Origin of the sequence: Limnohabitans sp. MORI2, from assembly GCF_027925025.1 — a bacterium.
Lineage (GTDB): Bacteria > Pseudomonadota > Gammaproteobacteria > Burkholderiales > Burkholderiaceae_C > Limnohabitans.
The window spans coordinates 2,251,938-2,278,248 of the sequence record NZ_AP027058.1 but is presented as its reverse complement, the minus strand read 5'-3'; the positions used below and the strand labels follow the sequence as shown (position 1 = coordinate 2,278,248).

At 56.1% G+C, this 26,311-nt stretch carries 28 protein-coding genes; 21 read left to right on the top strand and 7 right to left on the bottom strand.

The genetic code is table 11. The annotated features are described in order from the left end of the window. Positions 1 to 88: 88 nt before the first annotated feature. The 3 genes from QMG27_RS10885 to QMG27_RS10875 all read left to right on the top strand — a co-directional run bounded on the left by QMG27_RS10885 (position 89) and on the right by QMG27_RS10875 (position 1,205). Positions 89 to 361, top strand: a complete 273-nt coding sequence (locus tag QMG27_RS10885; protein WP_281811266.1) for an HU family DNA-binding protein — start codon at positions 89 to 91, stop codon at positions 359 to 361. Between the two features lie 111 nt (positions 362 to 472). Then, positions 473 to 853, top strand: a complete 381-nt coding sequence (locus QMG27_RS10880; RefSeq protein WP_281811263.1) for an H-NS histone family protein — start codon at positions 473 to 475, stop codon at positions 851 to 853. Between the two features lie 25 nt (positions 854 to 878). Continuing rightward, the gene (locus QMG27_RS10875) at positions 879 to 1,205 is read left to right on the top strand and encodes a hypothetical protein (protein ID WP_281811261.1); all 327 of its coding nucleotides are present in this window, start codon (positions 879 to 881) and stop codon (positions 1,203 to 1,205) included. Positions 1,206 to 1,222: 17 nt separating this feature from the next. Here QMG27_RS10875 and QMG27_RS10870 read toward each other — a convergent pair whose 3' ends face one another. Next, positions 1,223 to 1,624 carry a hypothetical protein gene (locus tag QMG27_RS10870; protein WP_281811259.1) on the bottom strand — a complete coding sequence of 134 codons (402 nt, stop codon included), beginning with the start codon at positions 1,622 to 1,624 and terminating at the stop codon, positions 1,223 to 1,225. An 18-nt stretch (positions 1,625 to 1,642) separates the two neighbouring features. Then, the gene (locus tag QMG27_RS10865) at positions 1,643 to 2,572 is read right to left on the bottom strand and encodes a polyprenyl synthetase family protein (RefSeq protein WP_281814621.1); all 930 of its coding nucleotides are present in this window, start codon (positions 2,570 to 2,572) and stop codon (positions 1,643 to 1,645) included. Positions 2,573 to 2,763: 191 nt separating this feature from the next. On the opposite strand from QMG27_RS10865, the gene rplU reads away from it, so the two are divergent. The 4 genes from rplU to proB all read left to right on the top strand — a co-directional run bounded on the left by rplU (position 2,764) and on the right by proB (position 5,619). After that, a complete protein-coding gene (gene rplU / locus QMG27_RS10860) occupies positions 2,764 to 3,075 on the top strand; it encodes a 50S ribosomal protein L21 (RefSeq protein ID WP_281811257.1) in 312 nt (103 codons plus the stop codon). 12 nt (positions 3,076 to 3,087) lie between these two features. Next, positions 3,088 to 3,345, top strand: coding sequence for a 50S ribosomal protein L27 (gene rpmA, locus QMG27_RS10855; protein ID WP_104796974.1), 258 nt, complete (start codon positions 3,088 to 3,090; stop codon positions 3,343 to 3,345). A 64-nt stretch (positions 3,346 to 3,409) separates the two neighbouring features. Further along, positions 3,410 to 4,480: an Obg family GTPase CgtA gene (gene cgtA, locus QMG27_RS10850; RefSeq protein ID WP_281811255.1), complete on the top strand. Its 1,071-nt coding sequence runs from the start codon at positions 3,410 to 3,412 to the stop codon at positions 4,478 to 4,480. A 5-nt stretch (positions 4,481 to 4,485) separates the two neighbouring features. After that, positions 4,486 to 5,619, top strand: a complete 1,134-nt coding sequence (gene proB, locus QMG27_RS10845) for a glutamate 5-kinase (protein WP_281811253.1) — start codon at positions 4,486 to 4,488, stop codon at positions 5,617 to 5,619. A 39-nt stretch (positions 5,620 to 5,658) separates the two neighbouring features. On the opposite strand, the gene QMG27_RS10840 is transcribed toward proB, so the two are convergent. After that, positions 5,659 to 6,300: an RNA pyrophosphohydrolase gene (locus QMG27_RS10840; protein ID WP_281811251.1), complete on the bottom strand. Its 642-nt coding sequence runs from the start codon at positions 6,298 to 6,300 to the stop codon at positions 5,659 to 5,661. A gap of 106 nt (positions 6,301 to 6,406) precedes the next feature. Between QMG27_RS10840 and QMG27_RS10835 the strand changes: the two genes are divergently transcribed. From QMG27_RS10835 to QMG27_RS10825, 3 genes are all read left to right on the top strand, one after another. After that, entirely contained in the window at positions 6,407 to 8,152 is a 1,746-nt protein-coding gene (locus tag QMG27_RS10835; protein WP_281811249.1) for a proline--tRNA ligase, read from the top strand. A gap of 89 nt (positions 8,153 to 8,241) precedes the next feature. Then, positions 8,242 to 8,913, top strand: a complete 672-nt coding sequence (locus QMG27_RS10830; protein ID WP_281811247.1) for a transglycosylase SLT domain-containing protein — start codon at positions 8,242 to 8,244, stop codon at positions 8,911 to 8,913. Next, positions 8,910 to 9,332 (top strand): hypothetical protein, encoded by a 423-nt coding sequence (locus QMG27_RS10825; RefSeq protein ID WP_281811245.1) that lies wholly within the window; start codon positions 8,910 to 8,912, stop codon positions 9,330 to 9,332. Before QMG27_RS10830 ends, QMG27_RS10825 begins: the two co-directional genes overlap by 4 nt. Positions 9,333 to 9,387: 55 nt before the next feature. Here QMG27_RS10825 and grxD read toward each other — a convergent pair whose 3' ends face one another. From grxD to hemA, 4 genes are read right to left on the bottom strand one after another with little or no spacing between them, the layout of a single operon-like run. Then, on the bottom strand, positions 9,388 to 9,705 hold the full coding sequence (gene grxD, locus QMG27_RS10820) for a Grx4 family monothiol glutaredoxin (RefSeq protein ID WP_281811243.1): 318 nt from the start codon (positions 9,703 to 9,705) through the stop codon (positions 9,388 to 9,390). 30 nt (positions 9,706 to 9,735) lie between these two features. Continuing rightward, positions 9,736 to 10,641: a peptide chain release factor N(5)-glutamine methyltransferase gene (prmC, locus tag QMG27_RS10815; RefSeq protein WP_281811241.1), complete on the bottom strand. Its 906-nt coding sequence runs from the start codon at positions 10,639 to 10,641 to the stop codon at positions 9,736 to 9,738. Continuing rightward, positions 10,638 to 11,741, bottom strand: coding sequence for a peptide chain release factor 1 (gene prfA, locus QMG27_RS10810; RefSeq protein WP_281811239.1), 1,104 nt, complete (start codon positions 11,739 to 11,741; stop codon positions 10,638 to 10,640). Before prfA ends, prmC begins: the two co-directional genes overlap by 4 nt. A gap of 11 nt (positions 11,742 to 11,752) precedes the next feature. After that, positions 11,753 to 13,012 carry a glutamyl-tRNA reductase gene (gene hemA, locus QMG27_RS10805; RefSeq protein WP_281811236.1) on the bottom strand — a complete coding sequence of 420 codons (1,260 nt, stop codon included), beginning with the start codon at positions 13,010 to 13,012 and terminating at the stop codon, positions 11,753 to 11,755. Between the two features lie 24 nt (positions 13,013 to 13,036). Here hemA and QMG27_RS10800 point away from each other — a divergent pair, with 24 nt between their 5' ends. From QMG27_RS10800 to aspS, 11 genes are all read left to right on the top strand, one after another. Next, positions 13,037 to 13,321 carry a hypothetical protein gene (locus QMG27_RS10800; protein ID WP_281811234.1) on the top strand — a complete coding sequence of 95 codons (285 nt, stop codon included), beginning with the start codon at positions 13,037 to 13,039 and terminating at the stop codon, positions 13,319 to 13,321. A gap of 400 nt (positions 13,322 to 13,721) precedes the next feature. Further along, on the top strand, positions 13,722 to 17,594 hold the full coding sequence (locus tag QMG27_RS10795; protein ID WP_281811232.1) for an FAD/FMN-binding oxidoreductase: 3,873 nt from the start codon (positions 13,722 to 13,724) through the stop codon (positions 17,592 to 17,594). Between the two features lie 11 nt (positions 17,595 to 17,605). Further along, a complete protein-coding gene (locus tag QMG27_RS10790) occupies positions 17,606 to 18,025 on the top strand; it encodes a DUF971 domain-containing protein (protein ID WP_281811231.1) in 420 nt (139 codons plus the stop codon). 16 nt (positions 18,026 to 18,041) lie between these two features. Then, on the top strand, positions 18,042 to 18,773 hold the full coding sequence (ubiE, locus tag QMG27_RS10785) for a bifunctional demethylmenaquinone methyltransferase/2-methoxy-6-polyprenyl-1,4-benzoquinol methylase UbiE (protein WP_281811229.1): 732 nt from the start codon (positions 18,042 to 18,044) through the stop codon (positions 18,771 to 18,773). A 38-nt stretch (positions 18,774 to 18,811) separates the two neighbouring features. Continuing rightward, entirely contained in the window at positions 18,812 to 19,792 is a 981-nt protein-coding gene (locus QMG27_RS10780) for a Tim44-like domain-containing protein (RefSeq protein ID WP_281811227.1), read from the top strand. 30 nt (positions 19,793 to 19,822) lie between these two features. Next, entirely contained in the window at positions 19,823 to 20,392 is a 570-nt protein-coding gene (locus tag QMG27_RS10775) for a hypothetical protein (protein WP_281811225.1), read from the top strand. Then, complete coding sequence (gene ubiB / locus QMG27_RS10770; protein WP_281814618.1) at positions 20,392 to 21,960, top strand: ubiquinone biosynthesis regulatory protein kinase UbiB; 1,569 nt, start codon at positions 20,392 to 20,394, stop codon at positions 21,958 to 21,960. The genes QMG27_RS10775 and ubiB overlap by 1 nt, the downstream gene beginning before the upstream one ends. A 20-nt stretch (positions 21,961 to 21,980) precedes the next feature. Next, a complete protein-coding gene (locus tag QMG27_RS10765; RefSeq protein WP_281811223.1) occupies positions 21,981 to 23,426 on the top strand; it encodes a sodium:solute symporter family protein in 1,446 nt (481 codons plus the stop codon). A 68-nt stretch (positions 23,427 to 23,494) separates the two neighbouring features. Continuing rightward, positions 23,495 to 23,803: an FmdB family zinc ribbon protein gene (locus QMG27_RS10760; protein ID WP_281811221.1), complete on the top strand. Its 309-nt coding sequence runs from the start codon at positions 23,495 to 23,497 to the stop codon at positions 23,801 to 23,803. Positions 23,804 to 23,826: 23 nt separating this feature from the next. Beyond that, a complete protein-coding gene (locus QMG27_RS10755; protein ID WP_281811219.1) occupies positions 23,827 to 24,459 on the top strand; it encodes a DUF502 domain-containing protein in 633 nt (210 codons plus the stop codon). A 2-nt stretch (positions 24,460 to 24,461) separates the two neighbouring features. Then, positions 24,462 to 26,273, top strand: coding sequence for an aspartate--tRNA ligase (aspS, locus tag QMG27_RS10750; RefSeq protein WP_281811216.1), 1,812 nt, complete (start codon positions 24,462 to 24,464; stop codon positions 26,271 to 26,273). Positions 26,274 to 26,311 lie beyond the last annotated feature (38 nt).

Below are 26,311 nucleotides of genomic sequence, written 5' to 3'. Positions count from 1 at the left end.
CCAAGTGGCGTATTTATTTTTTCAATAAATTAAGTAAACTGACCAAATCAGCATTGCTGGTATCCAAATTAACAATAGGAACAACAACGTGAACAAGACAGAACTGATTGAACACATCGCGAGCAAATCTGACATTTCTAAAGCTGCTGCCACCCGTGCACTTGGCTCCATCATTGAAGCTGTCAAGAAAACCCTCAAAAAGGGTGATACGGTGACCTTGGTGGGTTTCGGCACTTTCAGTGTCAGCAAGCGTGCAGCTCGTACCGGTCGCAACCCTCGCACTGGCGCTGCTTTGAAAATTAAGGCTGCTAAAGTGCCTCGTTTCAAGCCTGGTAAAGGCCTGAAAGATGCTTTGAATTAATATTAAATTCAAATCAAATTAATAAAAGCCCGTTTTGTACGGGCTTTTATATTTTCTGAAGTATGTTTAGAATATTTAGGTCTTTTAAAACATATTGAATAGGAATATCTCATGGCACGTACTACCGTTGCAAATCAATTGGCCGCTATCCGTAAACAGCGTGAATTGTTAGACAAAAAAGAGCAGGCATTGAAGTCCAAATCGCATGACAAGGTTTTGTCAAAAATTGTTGCCATGGCGAAAGAGGCTGGACTGACCGCTGCTGATATCACCAAAGCTTTGAGTGCAGGCAAGCCTGCTAAGGCTGGAAAAGGCCCCAAAACTGCAAAAAAAGGCGCGTTGGCGGGCAAGAAAGTTGCACCTAAATACCGCAATCCAGCCAATCCAGAGCAAACTTGGACAGGCCGCGGCGTTTCTCCAACTTGGGTGCAAGCTTTGAAAGCTGCAGGTACATTAGACTCAGCGTTGATCACACAATCTGCTGCTGTTTAATTTCCTGTTTTATCGAGGCTCAATCATGAATCGTTTTAAATATTTGGTTTGTGGTTTGGCATTGATTGGTTTTGCTGCGATGGCAAAACCAATCGGTCCTTATCCTTCTATCCATGTGAGCGAACTGCCTGATTCTTTACGCTCGGTTTGGAAGGAGTTAAAACCCGAAATGAATGAAATGAGCCACTGTGCTGCAGCGTTTGATAGCCACTCAGACGGTGACAAGATGGCTTTTCGCTGTTCAATTCATATCAAAATGTCAGCCGAAGGCGAGCGACGCGCTATGCGTTATTGCGAAGAAAAAAGAGCAGAAAAGGGCATCAAAATGCCCTGTAAATTGGTTGAGGAATAACGTTAATCTGGCACGTATCAGCGTGTCAGATTAAGTTTTCGCATCACTTGCTGCGTGGTTTCAATAATAGGACGTGCAGCTTCGGCTAATTTAGAAGCATCTAAAGATTGATGTGCCCATTGATCTGCGCGATCAAGGATCAAATAAAAATCTGTCATGTCGCCAATTTCAAAAGCTTCGTCTTTGGCCTTCATGATTTCAAGCAGGGTGATGTAGCCTAAGAAATACAAGGCAAACATCAGCGAAGTAGATGCATTTTGAGACAGTTCCTGCTCGTCCACAATTTCCGCAAACATCTCTCGAATGGTGTCAATGGTGACAATTTCATTCGGGTCGAATTTAAATTCTGCTTTGAAGCAATCGCAAGCAATGTCCCACTGCTGAATGCTGTCGGTATAGGGTTTGTCTAAATCGTGCATTCGCTGAGTTCCAGGGGGTTAATTTCGTCGATCAAGCAACTGTGCAGCCAAGGCATGTAGCGCGTCGCGATACGCGGTGGCTGGCAAAACGTTCAGTGCAGCGATGGCGCGCTCAGCTTCTGCACTGGCTGCAGCACGCGTGGCATCAAGTGCGCCTGTGCTGCGCACAATTTCCACGATTTCAGCCAAAGCCTCCATTTCGCCGTTTTCAATCGCACTTTGGATGGTTTGGCGTTGTGCAGGCGTGCCGCGTTGCATGGCGATGATGAGCGGTAAGGTGTTTTTGCCTTCGCGTAAATCGTCGCCCAAGTTTTTGCCCAGCTCTTTGGCGTCGCCGTCATAGTCGAGCACATCGTCAATCACTTGAAAGGCCGTGCCCAAGGCTTGGCCGTAATCGGCGCAAGCGGCTTCCACGTCGGGTGAGCTTTTGGCCAAAATGGCGGCCAAGCGTGTGCTGGCTTCAAACAGCTTGGCTGTTTTAGAGCGAATCACGCGTAAATACCCAGCTTCGTCTAGCGAGGCGTCGTGCATGTTCATCAGCTGCAGCACTTCGCCTTCGGCAATCACGTTGGTGGCCTCAGCCAACACTTCCATGACGCGCATTTCACCCGAGTCGACCATCATTTGAAAGGCGCGGGAATACAAAAAGTCGCCTACTAACACGCTTGCTGGGTTGCCAAACGATTCGTTGGCCGTCGGACGGCCACGGCGCAGGGTGGATTCGTCCACCACATCGTCATGCAGCAAGGTGGCTGTGTGGATGAACTCCACCACGGCGGCCAAGTTGTAGCGCTGGGCATCGGCGTAGCCCAAGGCGCCTGCCATGAGCAAGAGCAGGGCGGGGCGAATGCGCTTGCCGCCAGCAGAGATGATGTACTGCGACACGGTGCCCACCAGCGGAACGCCCGAATCTAAGCGTTGCGCGATGACGCGGTCAACCTCTGCCATATCGGCAGCAATCAGGGTCAAGGGGTTGGCAGGTGGAGTGGACAAAGCGTGACTAGAAAAAATAGGACGAAAAGCGCCGAAACGCTGCTGGATTATAGGGATTGGCGGAACTGGGCCTTTCACTGCTATAATTTCTGGCTCTGCGGAAATCCGTCCGTAGATATCCCTAGATTCTTATCTAAAGGTCTCACATGTACGCGGTCATAAAAACCGGTGGCAAACAGTATCGTGTTGCTGCTGGCGAAAAAATTAAAGTAGAACAGATTGCTGCGGACGTAGGCCAAGAGATCGTGATCGATCAAGTGTTGGCAGTCGGCAACGGCGCTGAACTCAAGATCGGCACTCCCTTGGTGTCCGGCGCAACTGTGAAAGCCACCATCGTGGCTCACGGTAAACACGACAAAGTTCGCATTTTCAAAATGCGTCGTCGTAAGCATTACCAAAAACGCCAAGGGCATCGTCAGCAGTTCACAGAACTGCAGATTGCTTCCATCAACGGTTAAGGAGCATTTGACATGGCACAGAAAAAAGGCGGCGGCTCTACGCGCAACGGGCGTGATTCCAAGCCCAAAATGCTCGGTGTGAAAGCTTTCGGCGGTGAGTTGATCTCTGCTGGCTCCATCATCGTGCGTCAACGTGGTACCAAGTTCCATCCCGGCGTGAACGTCGGCGTGGGCAAAGACCACACTTTGTTCGCATTGGTTGACGGCCACGTCTCGTTCGGCGTTAAAGGCGCTTTGAACAAGCACATGGTCAACATCACACCCGTTTGATTTTTTCAAACTGATTTGTGACAAAGCCCCGACTTGTCGGGGCTTTACTTTTTACACTAGACCCATGAAATTCGTAGACGAAGCCTATATCGACATCGCCGCTGGTGATGGGGGGAACGGCTGCGTCTCGTTCCGTCATGAAAAGTACAAAGAGTTCGGCGGCCCCAACGGTGGCGATGGCGGGCGCGGCGGCCATGTGTTCGCCGTGGCTGACCCCAACCTCAACACCTTGGTCGACTTCCGTTACTCGCGCCGCCACGAGGCCAAGCGCGGCCAACACGGCATGGGTTCCGACATGTTCGGCCATGCAGGCGATGACATCACTTTAAAGATGCCAGTGGGCACCATCATCACAGACGCCGAAACTGGCGACGTGTTGTTTGAGTTACTCACGCCAGGCGAGGTCATCACCATCGCCAAGGGCGGCGACGGCGGCTTTGGCAACATGCGTTTTAAGAGCGCGATCAACCGTGCGCCGCGCCAAAAAACACCTGGTTGGCCTGGCGAGAAGCGCAGCCTCAAACTCGAACTCAAAGTGTTGGCTGATGTGGGCTTGCTGGGCATGCCCAATGCCGGTAAATCGACGTTCATCTCGGCCGTCTCTAATGCGCGCCCCAAAATTGCCGACTATCCCTTCACCACCTTGCACCCCAATTTAGGGGTGGTGCGCGTGGGCCCAGAGCAAAGCTTTGTGGTGGCCGATGTGCCTGGCTTGATTGAAGGTGCGTCTGATGGTGCAGGCTTGGGGCACCAGTTTTTGCGTCACTTGCAGCGCACCCGTTTGTTGCTGCATCTTGTTGACATTGCGCCGTTTGATGACGGTGTGGACCCTGTGGCACAAGCCAAGGCCATCGTCAACGAACTCAAAAAATACGACAAGGCTTTGTACGACAAGCCCCGTTGGCTGGTGCTCAACAAGCTCGACATGATCGGTGCCGATGAGCGCGCCGCTGTGGTGGCCGACTTCGTCAAGCGATTGAAATACAAAGGTCCGGTCTATCAAATCTCGGCACTGACGCGTGAGGGGTGCGAGCCGTTGATCAAAGACATTTACAAACACATCAAAGCCCAGCAGGTCTCTGAGCAGCCGCCAGAGTACGTCGATCCACGCTTTGTTGAGCCAACGTCAGAATAATCGTCATGACATCTTCAGCCTCTACCGTGTTGCGCGATGCTCGCCGCATCGTGGTCAAGGTCGGTTCTAGCTTAGTCACCAACGAAGGCCGTGGCTTAGACGAACAAGCCATCGGCGAATGGTGTCGCCAGCTCAGCGCATTGGTGCGCGATCGTCGTGAAGTGATCATGGTGTCCAGCGGTGCAATCGCCGAAGGTATGAAGCGATTGGGCTGGACAGCACGTCCACAAGAGTTGCACGAGTTGCAAGCCGCAGCTGCTGTCGGCCAAATGGGTTTGGCGCACATGTACGAAACCAAGCTGCGTGAAAACGGTTTGGGCTCTGCCCAAGTCTTGCTCACACACGCTGACCTCGCAGACCGTGAGCGTTACTTGAATGCCCGTTCTACTTTGTTGACGCTGCTCACGCACGGCGTGTTACCCGTCATCAACGAAAACGACACGGTGGTGAACGACGAAATCAAGTTCGGTGACAACGATACTTTGGGGGCTTTGGTTGCCAACTTGGTAGAGGCTGATGCGCTGATCATCTTGACCGACCAAAAAGGCTTGTACACCGCTGATCCGCGTTGCGACCCATCAGCCACCTTTGTGCATGAAGCACGCGCAGGTGACGCCAAGCTCGAAGAGATGGCGGGTGGCGCAGGCTCCAGCATTGGCAAGGGCGGCATGATCACCAAGATCTTGGCGGCCAAGCGTGCGGCTGGCTCGGGTGCCTCCACGGTGATTGCCTGGGGCCGTGAGCCCGATGCTTTGTTGCGTTTGACGCAAGGCGAAGCCATTGGCACTTTGCTGGTCGCACAAACCCAAAAACAACAAGCTCGCAAGCAGTGGATGGCTGACCATTTGCAACTGCGCGGCTCGGTCACCATTGACGATGGTGCGGTCAGCAAGCTCAAGGGCGATGGTTCCAGCCTCTTACCCATTGGCATGACCAGCGTGGATGGCGATTTCTCGCGCGGCGAAGTGATTGCCATTTTGGACAACCAAGGCCAAGAGGTGGCCCGTGGTTTGGCTAACTATGCAGCTGCCGAGGCCCGCTTGCTGTGTCGCAAACCGTCGAGTCAAATGTCTGAATTACTCGGCTACGCCGCCGAACCAGAGATGGTGCACCGCGACAACTTGGTGCTCTCCAAATAAGTAAACAGAGAAGAAAAAGCCCACCGAAGTGGGCTTTTTTTATGAGCCTTCGCGCGGTTGGCGCAAAGCCGCTTGCGGGTCTGGGTCAAACGTGGCGCCTGGGGGGAGCTCTATGTTCATGGCTGCACCAAATTGCTTGGTGCGGTTGCTGTGTTCTTGTGACGCGTGTTGATGCCCGCCGCCACGTAAGTAGCGACTGCGGTTGTCTTGGCGGGGTAAAAAGCGCGACAACTCTGTGAGCGCCATTTCGTACACACCACGCTTGAACTCCACCACCACATCCAGCGGCACCCAATAGTCGTTCCAACGCCAAGCGTCGAACTCGGGGTGATCGGTGGCACGTAAATTCAAATGATGGTCAGGCGCGACCATCTGCAGCAAAAACCAAATTTGCTTTTGGCCTTTGTAAAACCCGCGCGCGTCACGGCGGATGAACCGGTCTGGCACCTCATAGCGCAACCAATCACGGGTACGGGCAACGATGCGCACATGCTCTGGCTTGAGCCCCACTTCTTCGTGCAATTCACGAATCATGGCTTGCTCGGGCGTTTCGCCGCGGTCGATGCCGCCTTGTGGAAACTGCCAGCTGTGGGTGCGGATGCGTTTGCCCCAAAAAACCTGATTTTTCTGGTTGAGCAAGATGATGCCGACGTTGGGTCTGAACCCTTCTCGGTCAAGCATAATCGAACCTCAAATTTTTAAACTGAGTCGATTATGCACAGAGCTGCAGCACTTCACTCAGAATTTGCCCTAATTCCCCTACAAATTTGACGATTCGATTGCACGCATGAAAGCCTCCCAGTTTCTCATTTCCACCCTCAAAGACGCCCCTGCTGATGCCGAAGTGGTCAGCCACAAATTGATGATGCGCGCGGGCTTGATCAAAAAGCTTGGCGCTGGCATTTACAACTACATGCCCATGGGCTTGCGTGTGATTCGTAAGGTCGAAGCCATCGTGCGTGAAGAAATGAACAAAGCGGGCGCGATTGAGTTGACCATGCCCGTGGTGCAACCCGCTGAGCTGTGGCAAGAAACCGGCCGCTTCGACAAGATGGGCCCTGAGTTGCTCCGCATCCAAGACCGCCATGGTCGCGACTTTGTGGTGCAACCCACCAGCGAAGAAGTGGTGACCGACATCGCCCGCCAAGAAATTCGCAGTTACAAACAGCTGCCCAAAAACTTCTACCAAATCCAAACCAAATTCCGCGACGAGCGTCGCCCACGTTTTGGTTTGATGCGTGGCCGTGAATTCATCATGAAAGACGCGTACAGCTTTGACCGCGACCAAGACTCCGCCAAGCAGAGCTACCAAGTCATGGCCGCTGCGTACCGCAACATCTTTGACCGCTTCGGCTTGACCTACCGTGCCGTGGCGGCTGATAGCGGTGCGATTGGTGGCGACTTGAGCGAAGAGTTCCAAGTGATTGCTGCTACGGGTGAAGACGCCATCGTTTATTGCCCCACCAGCAACTACGCTGCCAACATGGAAAAGGCCGAGGCTTTGGCGCCTGCGCAAACGCGCGGCGCAGCCACTCAGGCTTTGACCAAAACCGCCACACCTGGCAAGAGCACCTGCGAAGACGTGGCTGCTTTGCTGAATGTGCCGTTGAGCACCACCGTCAAATCCTTGGTGCTGGCCACCGACACACTCAATGACAAAGGCGAAGTCGTCAAGTCGCAAGTGTGGCTCTTGCTCGTGCGCGGCGACCATGACATGAACGAAGTCAAAGTGGGCAAGCTACCTGGCTTTGAGGCAGGCTTCCGTTTTGCTACCACCGCTGAGATTGAAGACCATTTCGGTTGCAAGCCTGGCTACCTCGGCCCTGTCAACTTGAAACAGCCTTTGAAGATCGTGGCCGACCGCGATGTGGCCGTGATGGCCGATTGGATTTGCGGCGCCAACGAAGTGGATTTCCACATGACCGGCGTGAACTTTGGCCGCGATGTGGCTGAACCTGATTTGGTGGCTGACATTCGCAACGTGGTGGCCGGTGACGCATCACCCGACGGTCAAGGCGTGCTCGCGATTGAGCGCGGCATCGAAGTTGGCCATGTGTTCTACCTCGGCACCAAATACAGCCAAGCCATGAACGCTACGTTCTTGGATGTGAATGGCAAACCGCAGTTCATGGAAATGGGTTGCTACGGCATTGGCGTCACGCGCTTGCCCGCTGCTGCCATCGAGCAAAACCACGACGATCGCGGCATCATTTGGCCCGACGCGATTGCACCATTCACCGCTGTGATCTGCCCCGTCAACATGGACCGCAGCGAAGACGTAAAAACCGCTGCTTTCAAGCTCTACGAAGAGCTGTTGGCCTTGGGCGTGGACGTCATCTTGGATGACCGTGGCGAGCGCCCCGGCGCGATGTTTGCCGATTGGGAACTGATCGGTGTCCCACACCGAGTGACCATTGGTGACAAGGGCTTGAAAGAAGGTGTGGTCGAGTACCAACACCGCCGCGACACTGAGTCCACCAAAGTGGCTGTGGCCGATGTGTTGGCGCATGTGAAGGCCAAGCTCGGTTTGTGATTCTGATGGTTCGCAGCCTGCGTCTTTTCAGTCGTGTGCTGCGTGCGCTTGGGTTCATGGCGACATGGCGGCTCCGTTGGGGGCCGCTTTTGTTTTGGGTGTCTTTCAGTGCCGCCGTGCAAGCGGGCACTCAGCGCGAAGAACCTTTGATGGATTCGGTGCGTACCGCCTTGAGCGCGGCGGTCCATCCATCAGGTCCGCCAGTGTTAGTGCATGCCGATGTGAAAGCCGCCAACGCATTTCAACAATGGCTGACACAGACCGAGGTGCGTTTAGAAAAACAACTGCAACGCCGCAAAGCCAGCCCCGTGCCGCAAGGTTTAGCGATAGCTGAACCCCCACAAAAAGGGGCGGGGCCAAGCGCTATGCCGGATGTTCTCGCGCATGAGTTAGCCAGTCCCCATTTGCGCCGAGAGTTTTTGCAAACGGTTTGGTACGAAAGCCAGCGTGCGGGTTTAGATCCATCGCTGGTGCTCGGCCTCATTCAAGTAGAAAGCGGCTTTCGCAAATTCGCCATCAGCAGCGCAGGCGCGCGTGGGTTTATGCAAGTCATGCCGTTTTGGGCACGCCTATTGGCTGACGGCGATGCCAGCCTGTTGTTTCAAGCGCAAACCAATTTACGTTTCGGCTGCGTCATCTTGCGGCACTACTTGAACGTTGAAAATGGCGACATGTTTTTGGCGCTAGGCCGCTACAACGGCAGCCGTGGGCAAGCGCCTTATCCAAATGCTGTGCTGGCGGCACAAAAGGGGTGGCAATGAAAGTGTGGTTTATTGTGTTGGTAACAGCGCTGTTGACTGGCTGTGCGACCAAAGCCTATCGCGCTGTCGAAAGTGAATGTGCGCCGCAGGCGTGGGCAGACTATCCCGAGAACAAAGTGCAAGTGGTGCAAACACGCCAACGTGTGATTCATGTGTCCACAGGCATGCGCAGTTGCTTTAGCACTCGCGATGGTGCACACACCAGCACCATTTGTAACGACATCACGCGTCCCGAGTACATCCCATATCAAGAGACGGTGGTGATTGATCAGAACGAAGCTGTGCGAAAAATGGCGATTGAATCGTGTGCCGCCAACTTGTGTGTGCAACGCTACGGCAACGCCAAATGCAAAACCGATCAGCTCGTCGCACCTGTGTCTATGCCAGTGACTGAGCTGTTACCTACACCGAGGCAATAAAAAACCCGCTGAGACTCAGCGGGTTTTTCTGCGGCTAACTCAGTCCTTACTTTGCTCAGCCGTTGATGGCCTTTTGCAATTCGCCTGATTCGTACATTTCCATCATGATGTCAGAGCCACCGATGAACTCGCCCTTCACATACAGCTGAGGAATGGTGGGCCAGTTGCTGTACTCCTTGATGCCTTGACGGATTTCTTGGTCTTCCAGCACATTCACGGTTTTGATCGCCTTGGGGTCCACACCGCAAGCTTTGAGCACTTGCACTGCGCGGCCCGAAAAGCCACACATAGGAAAGCTGGCGCTACCCTTCATAAAGAGCAAAACTTCGTTTTGCTTGACCAAATCATCAATGCGTTGTTGCACGTCGCTCATGGCGTTTCTCCAAAACTAAAACTGGGTGGATTATTTCACTGTTGGCCAGCGCCCGCCGCTGCACCGCAAGATGCCCGCCAAGTCGGCATGGCTTTGCACTTGGGTGAAGCCCGCGTTGCCCAGCAGGTCTTGCACCGCTTGCGCTTGGTCGTAGCCGTGTTCCAGCAGCAGCCAGCCGCCTGGCTTCAAGTGGTGTGGCGCTTGGCGCACGATGGTGCGTAAGTCATCTAGTCCATCGTGGCCTGAGGCCAAGGCGCTCAAGGGCTCGTGGGTGAGTGAGGCCAGATGTGCATCGTCGCTGGCAATGTAGGGTGGGTTTGAGACGATGGCATCGAACATGGGGCCCTTGGTCAAAGGCGAGAGCCACGAGCCTGCATGAAATTGAACGGCGAGTCCTAAACGTGCAGCATTGGTTCGGGCGACTTGCAGCGCTTCGGTGCTGGCATCTAGCGCGTGAACGTGCGCGTCGGGGCGGCTGTGCTTCAAAGCCAGCGCAATTGCGCCGCTGCCTGTGCCCAGGTCCACCACGTGTGGGGTGGGTACATCGGCCAAGCACGACAAGACCCACTCCACCAAGGTCTCGGTGTCGGCGCGCGGGTCGAGCACGCGCTTGTCCACTTGCAGGGTGAGGCCGAAGAACTCTTTTTGCCCCGTGATGTACGCCACAGGCTCAGTGGTCAAGCGGCGTTGCACAAACTGGCTGAAGGTTTGGTGGGCCTCGACGCTCAGCGGTGCATCGCTGTTCATCAACAACCAAGCGCGGTCGTTCAAGGCGCGACCTAAGGCATGCAGCAGCAACATTTGCGCGTCTAAGCGGGGAAGCCCCAAGGTTTGCGCCCAGCTCAATGCTTGTTGCACACAGAGCAATGGCGCATCGCTGGGCGCTTGCAGCGGTGCATTCGTCAAGTTGTTGGGGGCACGCATGGGCGTGTTCATGCGTTTTCCAAATCGGCCAACAGCTCCGCCTCGCGGGCATGGCGCAGGGCGAGCAGGCCTTCGCCTAGGTCGCCTTCCATGATGTTGTTGAGTTTGTACAGCGTCAGATTGATCCGGTGGTCGGTCCAGCGCCCCTGCGGGTAGTTGTAGGTGCGAATGCGGTCGCTGCGGTCGCCGCTGCCAATCAAGCCTTTGCGCATGGCCGCGTCTTTGGCAGCGCGCTCAGCGCGTTCTTTTTCTTGAATGCGCGCAGTCAACACGCGCAGCGCTTGCGCCTTGTTGCTGTGTTGGCTGCGGCCATCTTGGCACTCGGCCACGATGCCTGTGGGCAAGTGGGTGATGCGCACGGCCGAGTCGGTTTTGTTGATGTGCTGGCCGCCCGCGCCGCTGGCACGGAAGGTGTCGATGCGCAAATCAGATGGGTTGATCTTGATGGCCTCAGCCTCGTCCGGCTCGGGCAACACCGCCACCGTGCAGGCGCTGGTGTGGATGCGGCCTTGGGTTTCGGTGGCCGGCACGCGTTGCACGCGGTGGCCGCCCGACTCGAACTTGAGCCAGCCATATACGCCGTCGCCACTAGAGCCACCGTCCATGCGGACCACCACTTCTTTGTAACCGCCCAGCTCGCTTTGTGATTCGCTCACGATTTCGCTGCGCCACCCTTGGCGCTCGGCATAGCGCAGGTACATGCGCAGCAAGTCGGCAGCAAACAATGCCGATTCGTCGCCGCCCGTGCCTGCACGAATTTCGACAAACGCAGGGCGTGCGTCGTCGGGGTCTTTGGGGAGCAACATGCGTTGGAGCTCGGCTTCGAGTTCCAGCAGCTCGGCTTGTGCGCTCGTGATTTCTTCTTCGGCCATGGCGCGCATGTCAGCGTCATCAGCACCGTCTTGCAGCATTTGCTGCGCGGCTTGCAAATCGGCTTCGCGTTGTTGGTAGCGCGCATAGCGGCTGGCGGTGGCGGCCACCTCGGTGTGCTCGCGCGACAAGGCCATGAACTGCGTCATGTCTTTCATGATGTCTTCGCGAGACAGCAAGAAGTCGAGTTCGTTCAAGCGTTGGGTATGGCGCTCAAGCTGAGCGCGCAGAAAGTCTTTCATGGGGTCAGCGCCTAACGGTTGCCGCGCAAAAAGAAATGCTCAATCGCATGACGCGCACGCTCACGCGACTCGGCGTCACCCGCATGCAGCTCAGCCATCGCGCCGTGCAGCATTTTTTGGGTGAGGCCGCGTGACAGGGCCTCCAGGACTGCATCCACATCGTCACCTTTGGCGATTGCCTTGCGTGCACGCGCAAGCTCAGCGCTGCGCCAGTCTTCGGCTTGCGCATTGAGCTGTTGGATGAGCGGTACGTTGCTGCGCTGGTCCATCCAGTGCTCAAAGCTTTGCACGCCTGCATCGATGATGGCCTCAGCTTGTGCCACCGCTGCTTGGCGGTTGGCTTGGCCGGTTTGCACCACGTCCGATAAGTCGTCCACGGTGTAGAGATACACGTCTTCGAGCGACTTCACCTCGGGCTCGATGTCGCGAGGCACAGCCAAGTCGACCATGAACATGGGGCGGTGCTTGCGCTGCTTCAACGCCCGCTCGACTGCGCCTAAACCAATCAAGGGCAGGGTGCTGGCGGTGCAGCTGATGACCACATCAAACTCGTGCAGGCGTTGGGGCAAGTCGGCCAAGCGCATGACTTCGCCACTGAATTGGGTGGCCAGTTTTTCGCCGCGCTCCAATGTGCGGTTGGCAATGGCAATGGCCTTGGGGTTTTTGGCTGCAAAGTGGGTGGCGCACAGCTCAATCATTTCGCCCGCGCCCACAAAGAGCACGCGGGTGTCGCTCAGGTCTTCAAACAGCTGGCTGGCTAAGCGCACGGCGGCGGCGGCCATGCTGATGGAGTGCGCGCCAATTTCGGTGCTGCTGCGCACCTCTTTGGCCACAGCAAAAGAGCGTTGAAACAGTTGGTTGAGCGTGGTGCCCAAGGCACCGGCTTCGGTGGCGGCGCGGACCGCGTCTTTCATTTGGCCCAAGATTTGGGGTTCGCCCAGCACCATGGAGTCGAGGCCACTGGCCACCCGAAAGGCGTGGCGGGCTGCATCGGCTTCGAGCAGGGCGTAAGTATGGCCTTTCAGATCGTCGGCGGACACACCGCCAGACTTGGCCAGCCATGCCATGGTCTGCTGTATCTGCGCCTCGCTGCCCGCGCAGTAAATTTCGGTGCGATTGCAGGTGGAAAGAATCGCCACCTCGCTGTCAGGTGCAAAAGAATGGCGCAGGGTTGCAAGGGTCGGACCCATTTGGTCGACCGCAAAAGCAAAACGGCCCCGCAAATCAAGCGGGGCTGTCGTGTGATTGAGGCCCAAAGCCCATACTGCCATAGTGTGGATTATAAAATTTGTGGCATGGGCCCTTTAGAACAAATCATTCACACTTTTAACTTCATTGCGCCTGCATGGGGTGTGGCCCTGTTTTGCGTGCTGGTAGCCCGCTTCACAGCACGTTGGTGGCTGCCCTTAGCCAGCTGGAGCCTGATGAAGCAGACTTTGGTGAGCGGTGTTTTAGGCACAGCCGTCTTGGCTGGTGGTCTAGTTTTGTGGGGTGTAGACGGAAAAATGGCCACTTATTCGGCTTTGGTCATCGTGTGTGGTTCGGCCCAGTGGTTGATGTGCAAAGGCTGGCAGCGTTGATGTGAAGCGCCCAAGGCGAACAGCCTGCGTGTACGTTGGCTCCTCTTCGCTGCGCTCAGAATGTCGCTCACCGTACACGCAGGCTGTTCGCCTTGGGCTTTGCGCTTGCGATTTTGTGCGCGAAACGCACCTTATTACTCCGCAAGACAGTGATCAGGCCGTGTGCGCGGTGAGCGACATTCTGAGCGCAGCGAAGAGGAGCCAACGCGCATACGGCCTGATCACTGTCCAGAAGTGACTTCAAAACCCACGTCACCAGCAATACCCCTAAAAACCGCTACAGGACACCCCCAAAGCCAGTAAGTGCTCTCCACCCCCAAAACCCAAGCACCCAAGCCCCCTGCAGTAAAATCGGGCCTTAATTCGCGCCCCCAATGCGCCCTAGCGCGCACATCACACCATGAATGCTCCCACCTCGCTGAACCACTTGCTCGCCACGGCTGAAGAAAGCCCGCGACTGCGCGAAATTCCCTACAACTACACCTCCTTCTCTGATCGTGAAATCGTGCTGCGTTTGCTGGGCACCGAGGCTTGGGAGTTGTTGCTGCGTTTGCGCCAAGAGCGTCGCACAGGCCGCTCGGCCCGCATGTTGTACGAGGTGTTGGGCGATATCTGGGTGGTGCAGCGCAACCCCTATTTGCAAGACGACTTGCTGGACAACCCCAAGCGCCGCCACCAGTTGGTCGAGGCCTTGCACCACCGTTTGGGTGAGGTGCAACAGCGTCGCACCCCCGATGCCGATGCAGAGCGCGATGCCATGGTGGGCCAACTCTTGCAAGCGGCCAGCCGTGCGATTGAAACCTTCAGCCAACAGTTCGACGCGATTGCCGCGTTGCGCAAAAAAGCCGCCCGTGTGTTGGGCAAGCAAACGGCCAAAGACAACATCAAATTCGACGGCCTCTCACGTGTGAGCCACGTGACCGACGCCACCGACTGGCGCGTGGAATACCCCTTTGTGGTGCTCACGCCTGACAGCGAAGAAGAGATGGCGGGCTTGGTCAAAGGTTGTATCGACTTGGGCCTCACCATCGTTCCGCGTGGCGGCGGCACGGGTTACACGGGTGGCGCGATTCCGCTCACGTGGAAGAGTGCGGTCATCAACACCGAAAAGCTCGAAGCCATGACCGAAGTCGAGCTGATTGACCTGCCTGGCATCAGCCACAAAGTCCCCACGATTTACACCGAAGCCGGTGTGGTCACGCAGCGCGTGGCCGATGCGGCAGAACGCGGTGGTTTTGTGTTTGCGGTGGACCCCACGTCCGCTGAAGCTTCGTGCATTGGCGGCAACATCGCCATGAACGCGGGCGGCAAGAAAGCCGTGTTGTGGGGCACTGCGCTCGACAACCTCGCCAGCTGGCGCATGGTCACGCCCGACGCTGAGTGGCTCGACGTGGTGCGCATGGACCACAACCTCGGCAAGATTCACGACGCCGAAGTGGCGACGTTTGAGCTGCGCTACTTCAAGGCTGACGGCAAAACACCGATCCGTACCGAAACCTTGGCCATCCCCGGTAAGACCTTTCGCAAAGAAGGCTTGGGCAAAGACGTGACCGACAAGTTCTTGAGCGGTTTGCCTGGTGTGCAAAAAGAAGGCTGCGATGGTTTGATCACCAGCGCACGTTGGATCGTGCATCGCATGCCCGTGCACACGCGCACCGTGTGTATGGAGTTCTTCGGCAACGCCAAAGACGCAGTGCCCAGCATCGTGGAAATCAAAGACTACATGTTTGCCGAGCAAAAACGCAGCGGCGTGTTGCTGGCGGGCTTAGAGCATTTGGATGACCGCTATTTGCGCGCCGTGGGTTATGCCACCAAGAGCAAACGCGGCGGCTTGCCCAAGATGCTGTTGATTGGCGATATCGCGGGTGACGACGCTGACGAAGTGGCACGTGTCACATCCGAAGTCTCACGCATGGCCAACACCCGCAGCGGCGAGTGCTTTGTGGCGGTGAGCCCTGAAGCACGTAAAAAATTCTGGCTCGATCGCAAGCGCACCGCAGCGATCAGTCGCCACACCAACGCCTTCAAGGTCAACGAAGATGTGGTGATTCCTTTGCCACGCATGGCCGAGTACACCGACGGCATCGAGCGCATCAACATCGAGCTCAGCTTGCGCAACAAGATTGAGTTGTGCGACGCTTTGGACGACTTCTTCGCCAAAGGCAATTTGCCTTTGGGTAAGTCGGACGATGCCGCAGATATCCCTACGCCCGAGTTGCTCGAAGACCGCGTGCAACAAGCCCGCTCGCTCATTGGCGAAGTGCGTGGTCTGTGGCAGCAGTGGCTCAACGAGTGCGACGCGCTGTTCCCACAGTTGCAAGACCACACCTTGCGCGCAAGCTGGAAAACACAAATCCGTGCGCAGTTGCAAAACATCTTCACAGGCGCGCAACTCGCGCCCATCTTGGAAGAATGCAACGCCATTCACAAACGCGTGCTCAAAGGCCGCGTGTGGGTGGCCCTGCACATGCACGCCGGTGATGGCAACGTGCACACCAACATCCCCGTCAACAGCGACAACTACGCCATGCTGCAAACTGCGCACGAAGCGGTGGCACGCATCATGGTGTTGGCGCGTTCGCTCAATGGTGTGATTTCGGGTGAGCACGGCATTGGCATCACCAAGCTCGAATTTTTGAGCGATGACGAGCTCAAACCGTTTGCGGACTACAAAACCAAGGTGGACCCAGAAGGGCGCTTCAATAAAGGCAAATTGCTGCGCAACCAAGACGTCGATGCGTCGCTGCGCCATGCTGATTTGAGCCAAGCCTACACACCAAGCTTTGGCTTGATGGGCCACGAATCACTCATCATGCAGCAGTCTGACATTGGCGAAATTGCCGCCAGCGTGAAAGACTGTTTGCGTTGCGGCAAGTGCAAGCCCGTGTGCTCAACCCATGTGCCACGCGCCAACTTGCTCTACAGCCCACGCAACAAAATTTTGGCCACCTCGTTGTTGGTCGAAGCCTTTTTGTACGAAGAGCAAACCCGCCGCGGTGTGTCCATCAAACACTGGGAAGAGTTTGAAGATGTGGCCGACCACTGCACGGTCTGCCACAAGTGCCTCACACCTTGCCCTGTGAAGATTGACTTTGGCGATGTGTCCATGAACATGCGCAACCTCTTGCGCAAGATGGGTCAAAAGAGCTTCCGTCCTGGCAATGCCGCGGCCATGTTCATGCTCAATGCCACCAACCCCGAAACCATCAAACTCGCGCGCAGCGCGATGGTGGATGTAGGCATGAAGCTGCAACGCTTTGCGCATGACGCCTTGCAAGTGGTGGCACGCAAGCAAACCAAGGCGCCCCCTGCCACGGTGGGAACAGCGCCGATCAAAGAGCAGGTGATTCACTTCGTCAACAAAAAAATGCCCGGCAACTTGCCCAAGAAAACCGCGCGTGCCTTGTTGGACATCGAAGATAAAGACTACGTGCCAATCATCCGCAACCCCAAGACCACCACGTCTGAAACAGAAGCGGTGTTCTATTTCCCCGGTTGCGGCTCTGAGCGTTTGTTCAGCCAAGTGGGCCTCGCCACGCAAGCCATGTTGTGGCACGCGGGTGTGCAAACTGTGTTGCCACCGGGCTACCTGTGCTGCGGCTATCCGCAAAAAGGTTCGGGCCAGTTCGATAAGGCCGACAAGATCATCACCGACAACCGTGTGTTGTTCCACCGCGTGGCCAACACGCTCAACTACCTTGACATCAAAACCGTGGTCGTGAGCTGCGGCACCTGTTTTGATCAGTTGCAAAGCTACCAGTTCGACAAGATCTTCCCAGGCTGCCGCATCGTTGACATCCACGAATACTTGTTGGAGAAAGACATCAAGCTCAGCGCCGAACAGCAAGCCGGTTACCTCTACCACGACCCTTGCCACACACCGATGAAACAGCAAGACCCGATGAAAACGGTCAAGGCCTTGGTGGGCGAGCAAGTGCGCAAGAGCGACCGCTGTTGTGGCGAGTCGGGCACCTTGGGCGTGACGCGTCCTGATATTTCGACCCAAGTGCGCTTCCGCAAAGAAGCTGAGTTGCAAAAAGACGAAGCCGCGTTGCGTGCGATGACGGGTCAAGCCAAAGGCGATATGAAGATCCTCACCAGCTGCCCCAGCTGCTTGCAAGGCTTGACCCGCTACGGCGACGACTTGCAAAACGGTTTGCTCGAAGCCGACTACATCGTGGTCGAGATGGCGCGCAAGCTGTTGGGCGAACAGTGGATGCCCGAGTACGTGGCCAACGCCAATGCCGGTGGCATTGAGCGCGTGTTGGTTTAACAGGAGCCCCTATGGCCGGATTGCAAAAAAACACGCCTGCACCCCAAGACATCACGGTGCACGGCGCATCGCGTGTGTTGGAGGTGAGCTTTGCCGACGGTGCGAGCTTTCGCATTCCGTTTGAGCTGATGCGCGTCTACAGCCCTTCAGCTGAAGTGCAGGGTCACGGCCCAGGTCAAGAGGTGTTGCAAACGGGCAAGCGCTTGGTCGAGCTCGAAGGCTTAGAGCCTATTGGCAACTACGCCATCAAGCCCACCTTCAGCGATGGCCATGACAGCGGCTTGTTCACTTGGGAATACCTTTATTTTTTGGGCTCCGAGCAAGATCAGCTGTGGGCTGATTACGAACGCCGTCTGAAAGAAGCCGGTGTAGACCGCGACGCACCTATGCCCGAAAAAGCAGGCGCGGGCTGCAGCAGTCACGCACATTGATAAGATTGACAAAACTATGAATACCACCCACTTCGGTTTCAAAACTGTCGACGAGAAAGAAAAGGCCAAACACGTCCGTGGCGTGTTTGACTCGGTCGCGTCCAAGTACGACGTGATGAACGACCTCATGTCTGCTGGCCTGCACCGCGTGTGGAAGCGTTACACCGTGATGGTGGCTGACTTGCGTGAGGGCTCGCAAGTGCTCGACATCGCAGGCGGTACGGGTGACTTGTCGATGGCGTTTGCCAAGAAAGTGGGCAAAACAGGCCGCGTGGTGCACACCGACATCAACGAAGCCATGTTGCGCACCGGCCGTGACCGTTTGCTCGACCACGGCGTGGTGTTGCCCACCTTGGTGTGTGATGCCGAAAAACTGCCGTTCCCCGACAACCACTTTGACGTGGTCAGTGTGGCTTTTGGCCTGCGCAACATGACCCACAAAGACGCCGCCTTGCGCGAAATGTGCCGCGTGCTCAAGCCCAATGGCAAGCTGCTGGTCTTGGAGTTTTCCAAAGTGGCTAAGCCGCTGGAGAAGGCCTACGACTGGTACTCCTTCAACATCTTGCCCAAGTTGGGGCAGATGATTGCGGGCGATGCAGCCAGCTACCAATATTTGGCCGAGTCGATTCGCATGCACCCTGGCCAAGAGGAATTGAAATCCCTCATGAAACAAAATGGCTTTGGCCATGTGGACTTTCACAACATGAGCGCCGGCGTGGTCGCGCTTCATGTTGGAATTAAGTGCTGAGACATCACAACAAGACAACGACAACCGGAGATGACGCGATGAAGAAACTTTTGACAGCCCTTTTTGTGGTGGCCATGGCCTTTGCCACGATGCACGCCGAGGCAGCCAAACGTTTAGGCGGTGGCAAGTCGATGGGCCAACAGTCCAGCAATGTGACGCAGCGTGAAGCCATCAAACCTGCGCCTGCTGCCACGCCCAATGCCGCGCCCAATGCAGCACCTGCCGCAGCGCCACACGCACCTGCTGCACCCGCGCCTGCACCTGCACAGCCTTCTCGCTTTGGTGGCATGGGCGGCATGCTCGGTGGATTGGCCGCTGGCTTAGGCTTGGCTTGGTTGGCACACTCATTGGGCTTTGGTGCTGAATTTGGTCAGTTCTTGATGTTCGGTTTGTTGGCCTTGGTGCTGATGATGGTGGTGGGTGCGGTGATGCGTCGCCGCCAACCCGAAGTGGCCAACAGCAGTCCCTACGCCTTTGAAGGTGCAGGGGCCATGAACCCCAGCTCTTTGCCGCAGTACAACCCTAAAAATGTGGGTAATGACTCGTCCGCCCGTCCTGTCGATACCAACCCCGACTACGCAGCGGGTGGCTCGATGATCGGCTCGGCTTTGGGCGGTAACCAAACCTGGGGTATCCCCACCGACTTTGACACCGTTGGCTTTGTCAGCGCGGCCAAACAAAACTTCATGACCTTGCAACAAGCTTGGGACCGTTCAGACATCGCTGCCTTGCGCATGATGATGACTGACGGCATGTTGGCCGAAATCAAAACGCAACTGGCCGAGCGTGAAGCCACGGCCAATGGTCAAGTCAACCACACCGACGTGGTCATGCTCGAAGCGCAACTGTTGGGCATTGAAGATTTGGGCAGCAGCTACATGGCCAGTGTGGAGTTCTCTGGCCTCATCCGTGAAGAGCCATCCTCTGGCCCCACACCATTCCGCGAAGTGTGGAATATGACCAAGCCTAAAGACGGTAGCTTGGGCTGGTTGGTGGCAGGTGTGCAAGCCCTGCAATAAGGCAGCATAAACAGGGAATAATTGGGGACTATGGCAACACAGTCCCCTTTTTCTTGGTTAGCCGACGCAGCAGACACGCTGCGCGCCAAACTTCCCGCAGATTTCCCGCAATCTTTCACGCCACCCGCATGGGCGGTGGCTGAAGTGCAGCAACGCGTGGTGCTCTTGCTCAACCATGTGCTCATGCAAGAGCCTGCTGCACGCGATCGTTTGCAACGCCAAAAAGGTCGCCAAGTCAAAGTCTGCTGGCGTGACCAAGTGTTTCAATGCAGCTTTACCCCCGCAGGTTTGTTGGAGTTTGTTTCGCCCGATACCAGCAGCCATGCAGCTGATTTGGTGTTGCGCGTGAATGAGCCTTCTCCGATGGCCTTGGTCCAAACCGTGTTGCAAGGCGAGAAGCCGCCGATTCACATTGAAGGCGATGTGCAACTGGCCGCTGAGGTGAATTGGTTGTTTGACCACGTGCGTTGGGATCCCGAAGAAGACGTAGCCCGCTTGATTGGCGACGCACCCGCGCACACCTTGGTGCAAACCGCCAAGCGTGCGGTGGAGGCGCTGCGTTCTTTTGTGCAACAACAAACCGCAAAGGCCGCGCCATGATGACCCGTTTGCTGCGCGGTATTTACATCGTGTTCATCGTCCTGCGCTTTGGGCTAGACGAGTTGGTGCTCAACAGTTTTGAAAAACCTGGTTTGCGTTTGCTCGCGCGCATTGTGTCGATCGGGCGCGATTTGCGTGCGCCCCGTGGGCAGCGTCTGCGTGAGGCACTCGAACGGTTAGGCCCGATCTTCGTCAAGTTTGGCCAAGTGCTATCGACCCGTCGCGACTTGTTGCCGCCTGACATCGCCAATGAGTTGGCCAAGCTGCAAGACCGTGTGCCCCCGTTTTCGTCGGATGTGGCTGTGGCCATCATCGAGAATTCGTTTGGTCGTAGCTTGAACGACATTTTTGTGTCGTTCGAACGTCAGCCAGTGGCCAGTGCGTCGATTGCGCAAGTGCACTTTGCGGTGATCCAAGACCGCAATGGCAGTCAGCGCGAAGTGGCGGTGAAAGTGTTGCGTCCGGGCATGCTGACGGTGATCGACAAAGACCTGAGTCTCATGCGCATGATGGCCGCTTGGGTCGATCGCCTGTCGAGCGATGGCAAACGCTTGAAGCCGCGTGAAGTGGTGGCCGAGTTTGACAAGTACCTGCACGACGAGTTGGACCTCGTACGCGAAGCTGCTAATGCGGCACAACTTCGCCGCAACATGGAAGGTTTGGACTTGGTGTTGATCCCCGAAATTTTCTGGGACTTCTGCCACACCGATGTGATGGTGATGGAACGCATGAAAGGCGTGCCTATCAGCCAAACCGAACGTTTGCGTGAAGCAGGTGTGGACATCCCCAAACTCGCACGCGATGGCGTGACCATCTTTTTCACCCAAGTCTTTCGCGATGGTTTTTTCCATGCCGACATGCACCCCGGCAACTTGCAGGTCAGCCTAGAGCCCAACAGCTTTGGTCGTTATGTGTTGCTTGACTTTGGCATCGTGGGCACGCTCACCGAATACGACAAAGAGTATTTGGCGCAAAACTTCACCGCGTTCTTCCGCCGCGACTACAAGCGTGTGGCTGAGTTGCATGTGGAGTCCGGCTGGGTGCCTGCTGATACGCGTGTGGATGAGTTGGAGTCTGCCATTCGCGCGGTGTGTGAGCCGTACTTTGACCGTCCGCTGAAAGAAATTTCACTCGGCATGGTGCTCATGCGTTTGTTCCAAACCTCGCGCCGTTTCAATGTGGAGATTCAGCCGCAGCTCGTGTTGTTGCAAAAAACCTTGCTCAACATCGAAGGCTTGGGTCGCCAGCTTGACCCAGATTTGGACTTGTGGAGCACCGCCAAACCGTTCTTGGAAACATGGATGGTCGACCAAGTCGGCCCCAAGAAACTCTGGAACCAATTGCGCGCTGAAGCGCCGCGCTACGCCAAGCTCTTGCCCGAGTTGCCTCGCTTGGTGCACGACTTTTTGAAGCACCGCCAAACGAACAGCAACGTGCAGTTGCAACAGCTCATCGAAGAACAGCGCCGCACCAACCGCATGTTGCAAGGCATCGTGTGGGTGGGTGGTGGCTTCTTGGTGGGCTTGCTGGCCATACAAGTGTTCGTGCGTTTTCACCATTTCTTTTAAACACTTTACGGAGTTGACCCGTGCTGCTCACACTCGTCATCGTCTATTTGCTGGTCACCATTGCCATTGGTCTGATGGCTGCCAAGCGGGTGCAAAACTCGTCTGACTTTGCCATTGCCGGTCGTCACCTGCCCATGGCCATGATCGTGACCACCACCTTTGCCACTTGGTTTGGCTCAGAAACGGTGTTGGGCATTCCCGCCAAGTTTGTGAATGGCGGTTTGCATGGCGTGGTCGAAGACCCCTTTGGTGCAGGCTTTTGTTTGATCTTTGTGGGCTTGTTCTTTGCCGGCAAGCTCTACCGCATGACGTTGCTCACGATCAGCGACTACTTTCGCGAGCGCTATGGCCGCGTGGTCGAGGTGGTGTGCTCGCTCATCATCATGGTCAGCTACCTCGGCTGGGTGTCGGCGCAAGTCACCGCGTTGGGCTTGGTGTTCAACCTCTTGTCCGATGGCGTGGTCAGCATGGAGCTCGGGATGATCATTGGCGTGGCGTCCATCTTGGCCTACACCTTGTTTGGTGGCATGTGGTCGGTGGCCATCACCGACTTCATTCAAATGATCATCTTGGTGGTGGGGCTGTCCATCTTGGCGGTGTTTGCGGCCGACCAAGCGGGTGGCGCAGACAAAGTGGTGGCCTTGGCGGTCAGTCAAGACATGTTCAAGTTCTGGCCCGAGCCCAACGCCAAAGATGTGCTGTTCTTTTTTGCCTCGGCCATCACCATCATGTTGGGCTCCATCCCTCAGCAAGACGTGTTTCAACGCGTCATGTCGGCCAACAACATCACCTCGGCCACACGCGGCCCCGTGATTGGCGGCATTTGCTACATCTTGTTTGCGTTTGTACCCATGTTTTTGGTGGTCAGCGCCATGATCATCATGCCCGAGAAGGCAGCCACCTTGATTGCCGAAGACCCACAAAAAGTGTTGCCCACGTTGGTGATTGAGCAAATGCCGTTTGTCATGCAAGTGCTGTTCTTTGGCGCGTTGCTCTCTGCCATCAAGTCGTGTGCATCAGCCACATTGCTGGCGCCTAGCGTGACCTTTACCGAAAACATTTGGCGTCAGTTCCGCCCGCATCAAGGTGACCAGCAAGAGTTGCGTGCCATGCGCGTGACGGTGTTGGTGTTCAGCGTGTTGGTGCTGGCCTATGCCATTGCCATGCAAGGCACCTCGATTTACGAAATGGTGTCGGGCGCTTACCAAGTGCCGCTGGTGGGTGCGTTTGTGCCGCTCACCTTTGGCCTGTACTGGAAGCGCGCCACCACACAAGGCGCTATTTTTGCTTTGGTGCTGGGCTTGCTTACTTGGTTGCTGTTTTTGCTCACGCCTGCGGGGGACGAGTTTCCAGCGCAGTTGGCCGGTGTATTGGCCAGTTTGACGGGCATGTTGGTGGGCTCGTTGGGGCCACAAGCCATTCGCAATGCCCACGGCAGTCACCACAAGCTGGTCGGTGCGGCCTAAGTGTCTGGCGCCCCTTGAAATAGGGGTTGGGCGCCTATAATTCAGGGTTTTACCGAATTCGTCTCGCCATGCCCATTTATGCCTACAAATGCGGGTCCTGCGGCCATGCCAAGGACGTCCTGCAAAAAATCTCAGATGCGCCTCTGACCGATTGTCCAGAGTGCGGCAAACCCACGTTTTCCAAGCAACTCACGGCTGCGGGCTTTCAGCTCAAAGGCTCGGGTTGGTACGCCACTGATTTCAAAGGCGGTTCCGGTGGCACATCCGCGCCCGCTTCTGTCGCTGGTGCGGCTGCTACCGAAACTGCTTCAGCGGGATCGGACACTGCCACCAGTACACCCCCAGCCGCTTGCGGCGGCGGCTGTGCTTGCCATTAATTTTCAACACCACTGGGTCTTTCATGCCGATTAAAAAATACCTGCTCGCCGGCCTTTTGGTCTGGACGCCACTCGTCATCACTGTGGCGGTGTTGAGCTGGCTGGTCGGCTCGCTGGATGGCGCGTTCATCGGTGTGTTGACAAAGCTGCGCCTGACCTCGCCCGATACCATTTATTGGCTTGAGCATGTCCCGGGCCTTGGCGTGATCTTGTTGATCCTCGTGCTGCTGATCAGCGGTGCTTTGGTGTCCAACGTGGCGGGTCGTTGGTGGATGAAGCAATGGGACCGTTTGCTCAATCAAATCCCCATCGTCAAGTCGATTTACTCCAGCGTGAAGAAGGTGTCCGACACCTTGTTCTCCGACGGCGGCAATGCGTTTCGCAAAGCTTTGTTGATTCAATACCCACGTCAAGGTGTGTGGACCATTGCGTTTCAAACGGGTACACCGTCTGGCGAAGTGGCCAGCAAATTAGACGGTGAACACATCAGCGTGTATGTGCCCACCACGCCTAACCCCACCAGTGGCTTTTTCTTGGTCGTGCCTCGTGCCGATGTGAAAGAGCTCAACATGAGCGTTGACGAAGCGTTGACGTATGTGATTTCCATGGGCGCCGTGTCTCCCGGCACCCAAGCAATTCAAGAAAAGAGAAACTAAAAATGGCAATGCGCTCCCACTACTGCGGTCTCGTGACCGAAGCCCTCAATGGCCAAACCGTGAGCCTGTGCGGCTGGGTCAACCGTCGTCGTGACCACGGCGGCGTCATCTTCATCGACTTGCGTGACCGCGAAGGTTATGTGCAAGTGGTGTGCGATCCCGACCGTCCTGAGATGTTCAAAATTGCCGAAGACGTGCGCAATGAGTTTTGTATCCAGGTCAAAGGTTTGGTGCGCGCCCGTCCAGAAGGCACAACCAACGACAACCTCAAGAGCGGCAAGATTGAAGTGCTGTGCCACGAGTTGACAGTGCTCAACGCGTCGGTCACGCCACCCTTCCAAATCGACGAAGACAACTTGTCTGAGACCACACGTCTCACACACCGCGTGCTCGATTTGCGTCGCCCTTACATGCAAAACAACCTGATGCTGCGCTACAAAGTGGCGATGGAAGTGCGCAAGTACCTCGACGAAAACGGTTTCATCGACGTGGAAACACCCATGCTCACCAAGAGCACGCCCGAAGGCGCACGCGACTATTTGGTGCCCAGCCGTGTGCACGATGGTCAGTTCTTCGCGTTGCCTCAGTCGCCTCAGTTGTTCAAACAGCTGTTGATGGTGGCGGGCTACGACCGTTACTACCAAATCACCAAGTGCTTCCGCGACGAAGACTTGCGTGCGGACCGTCAACCTGAATTCACCCAGATTGATATTGAAACCTCGTTCTTGAGCGAGGAAGAAATCCGCGACATGTTCCAAGGCATGATTAAGCGCGTGTTCCAAAACACCATCGGTGTGGACCTCGGCGAGTTCCCTGTCATGACCTACCAAGATGCGATGCACTTGTACGGTTCAGACAAGCCAGACTTGCGCGTGAAACTGCAATTCACCGAAGTGACCGACGTCATGGGCGATGTGGACTTCAAAGTGTTCTCAGGTGCTGCCAACATGAAGGGCGGTCGCGTGGTGGCTTTGCGCGTGCCCAATGGCTCGGTGGAAGGCGGCGGCATCAGCCGTGGCGAGATCGACGCGTACACCGAGTTCGTCAAGATCTACGGTGCGAAGGGTTTGGCTTACATCCGCGTCAACGACTTGTCCAAAGGCCGTGACGGTTTGCAGTCACCCATCGTCAAGAACATCCATGACGCAGCATTGAACGCCGTGTTGGAACGTTCAGGCGCACAAAACGGCGACTTGATTTTCTTCGGCGCAGACAAAGCCAAGATCGTGAACGACGCGATTGGCGCCTTGCGCATCAAGATTGGTCACAGCGAGTTCGGCAAGAAGAACGGTTTGTTCGAAGACCGTTGGGCGCCAATGTGGGTGGTCGACTTCCCCATGTTCGAGTTCGACGACGAGAGCCAACGCTACACCGCCGTGCACCACCCCTTCACCGCACCCAAAGACGGCCACGAAGACTGGATGGTCACTGCGCCCGAGAAGTGCATCTCCAAGGGCTACGACATGGTGTTGAACGGTTGGGAAATGGGTGGCGGCTCCGTGCGTATCCACCGCGCTGACGTGCAACAAAAAGTGTTTGACGCTTTGAAGATCACGCCCGAAGAAGCCCAGCTCAAGTTCGGCTTCTTGCTCGATGCTTTGCAATACGGCGCGCCTCCACACGGCGGCTTGGCTTTCGGTTTGGACCGCATCGTCACGCTCATGACCGGCGCAGAATCGATTCGCGACGTGATTGCCTTCCCCAAGACCCAACGCGCTCAGTGTTTGCTCACGCAAGCCCCAAGCCCTGTGGACGAGAAACAATTGCGCGAATTGCACATCCGTTTGCGCAACCCCGACGCGGTCAAGGCTTGATGCGTTGACTCAGTGGCACTTCGGTGCAAACGACAAAG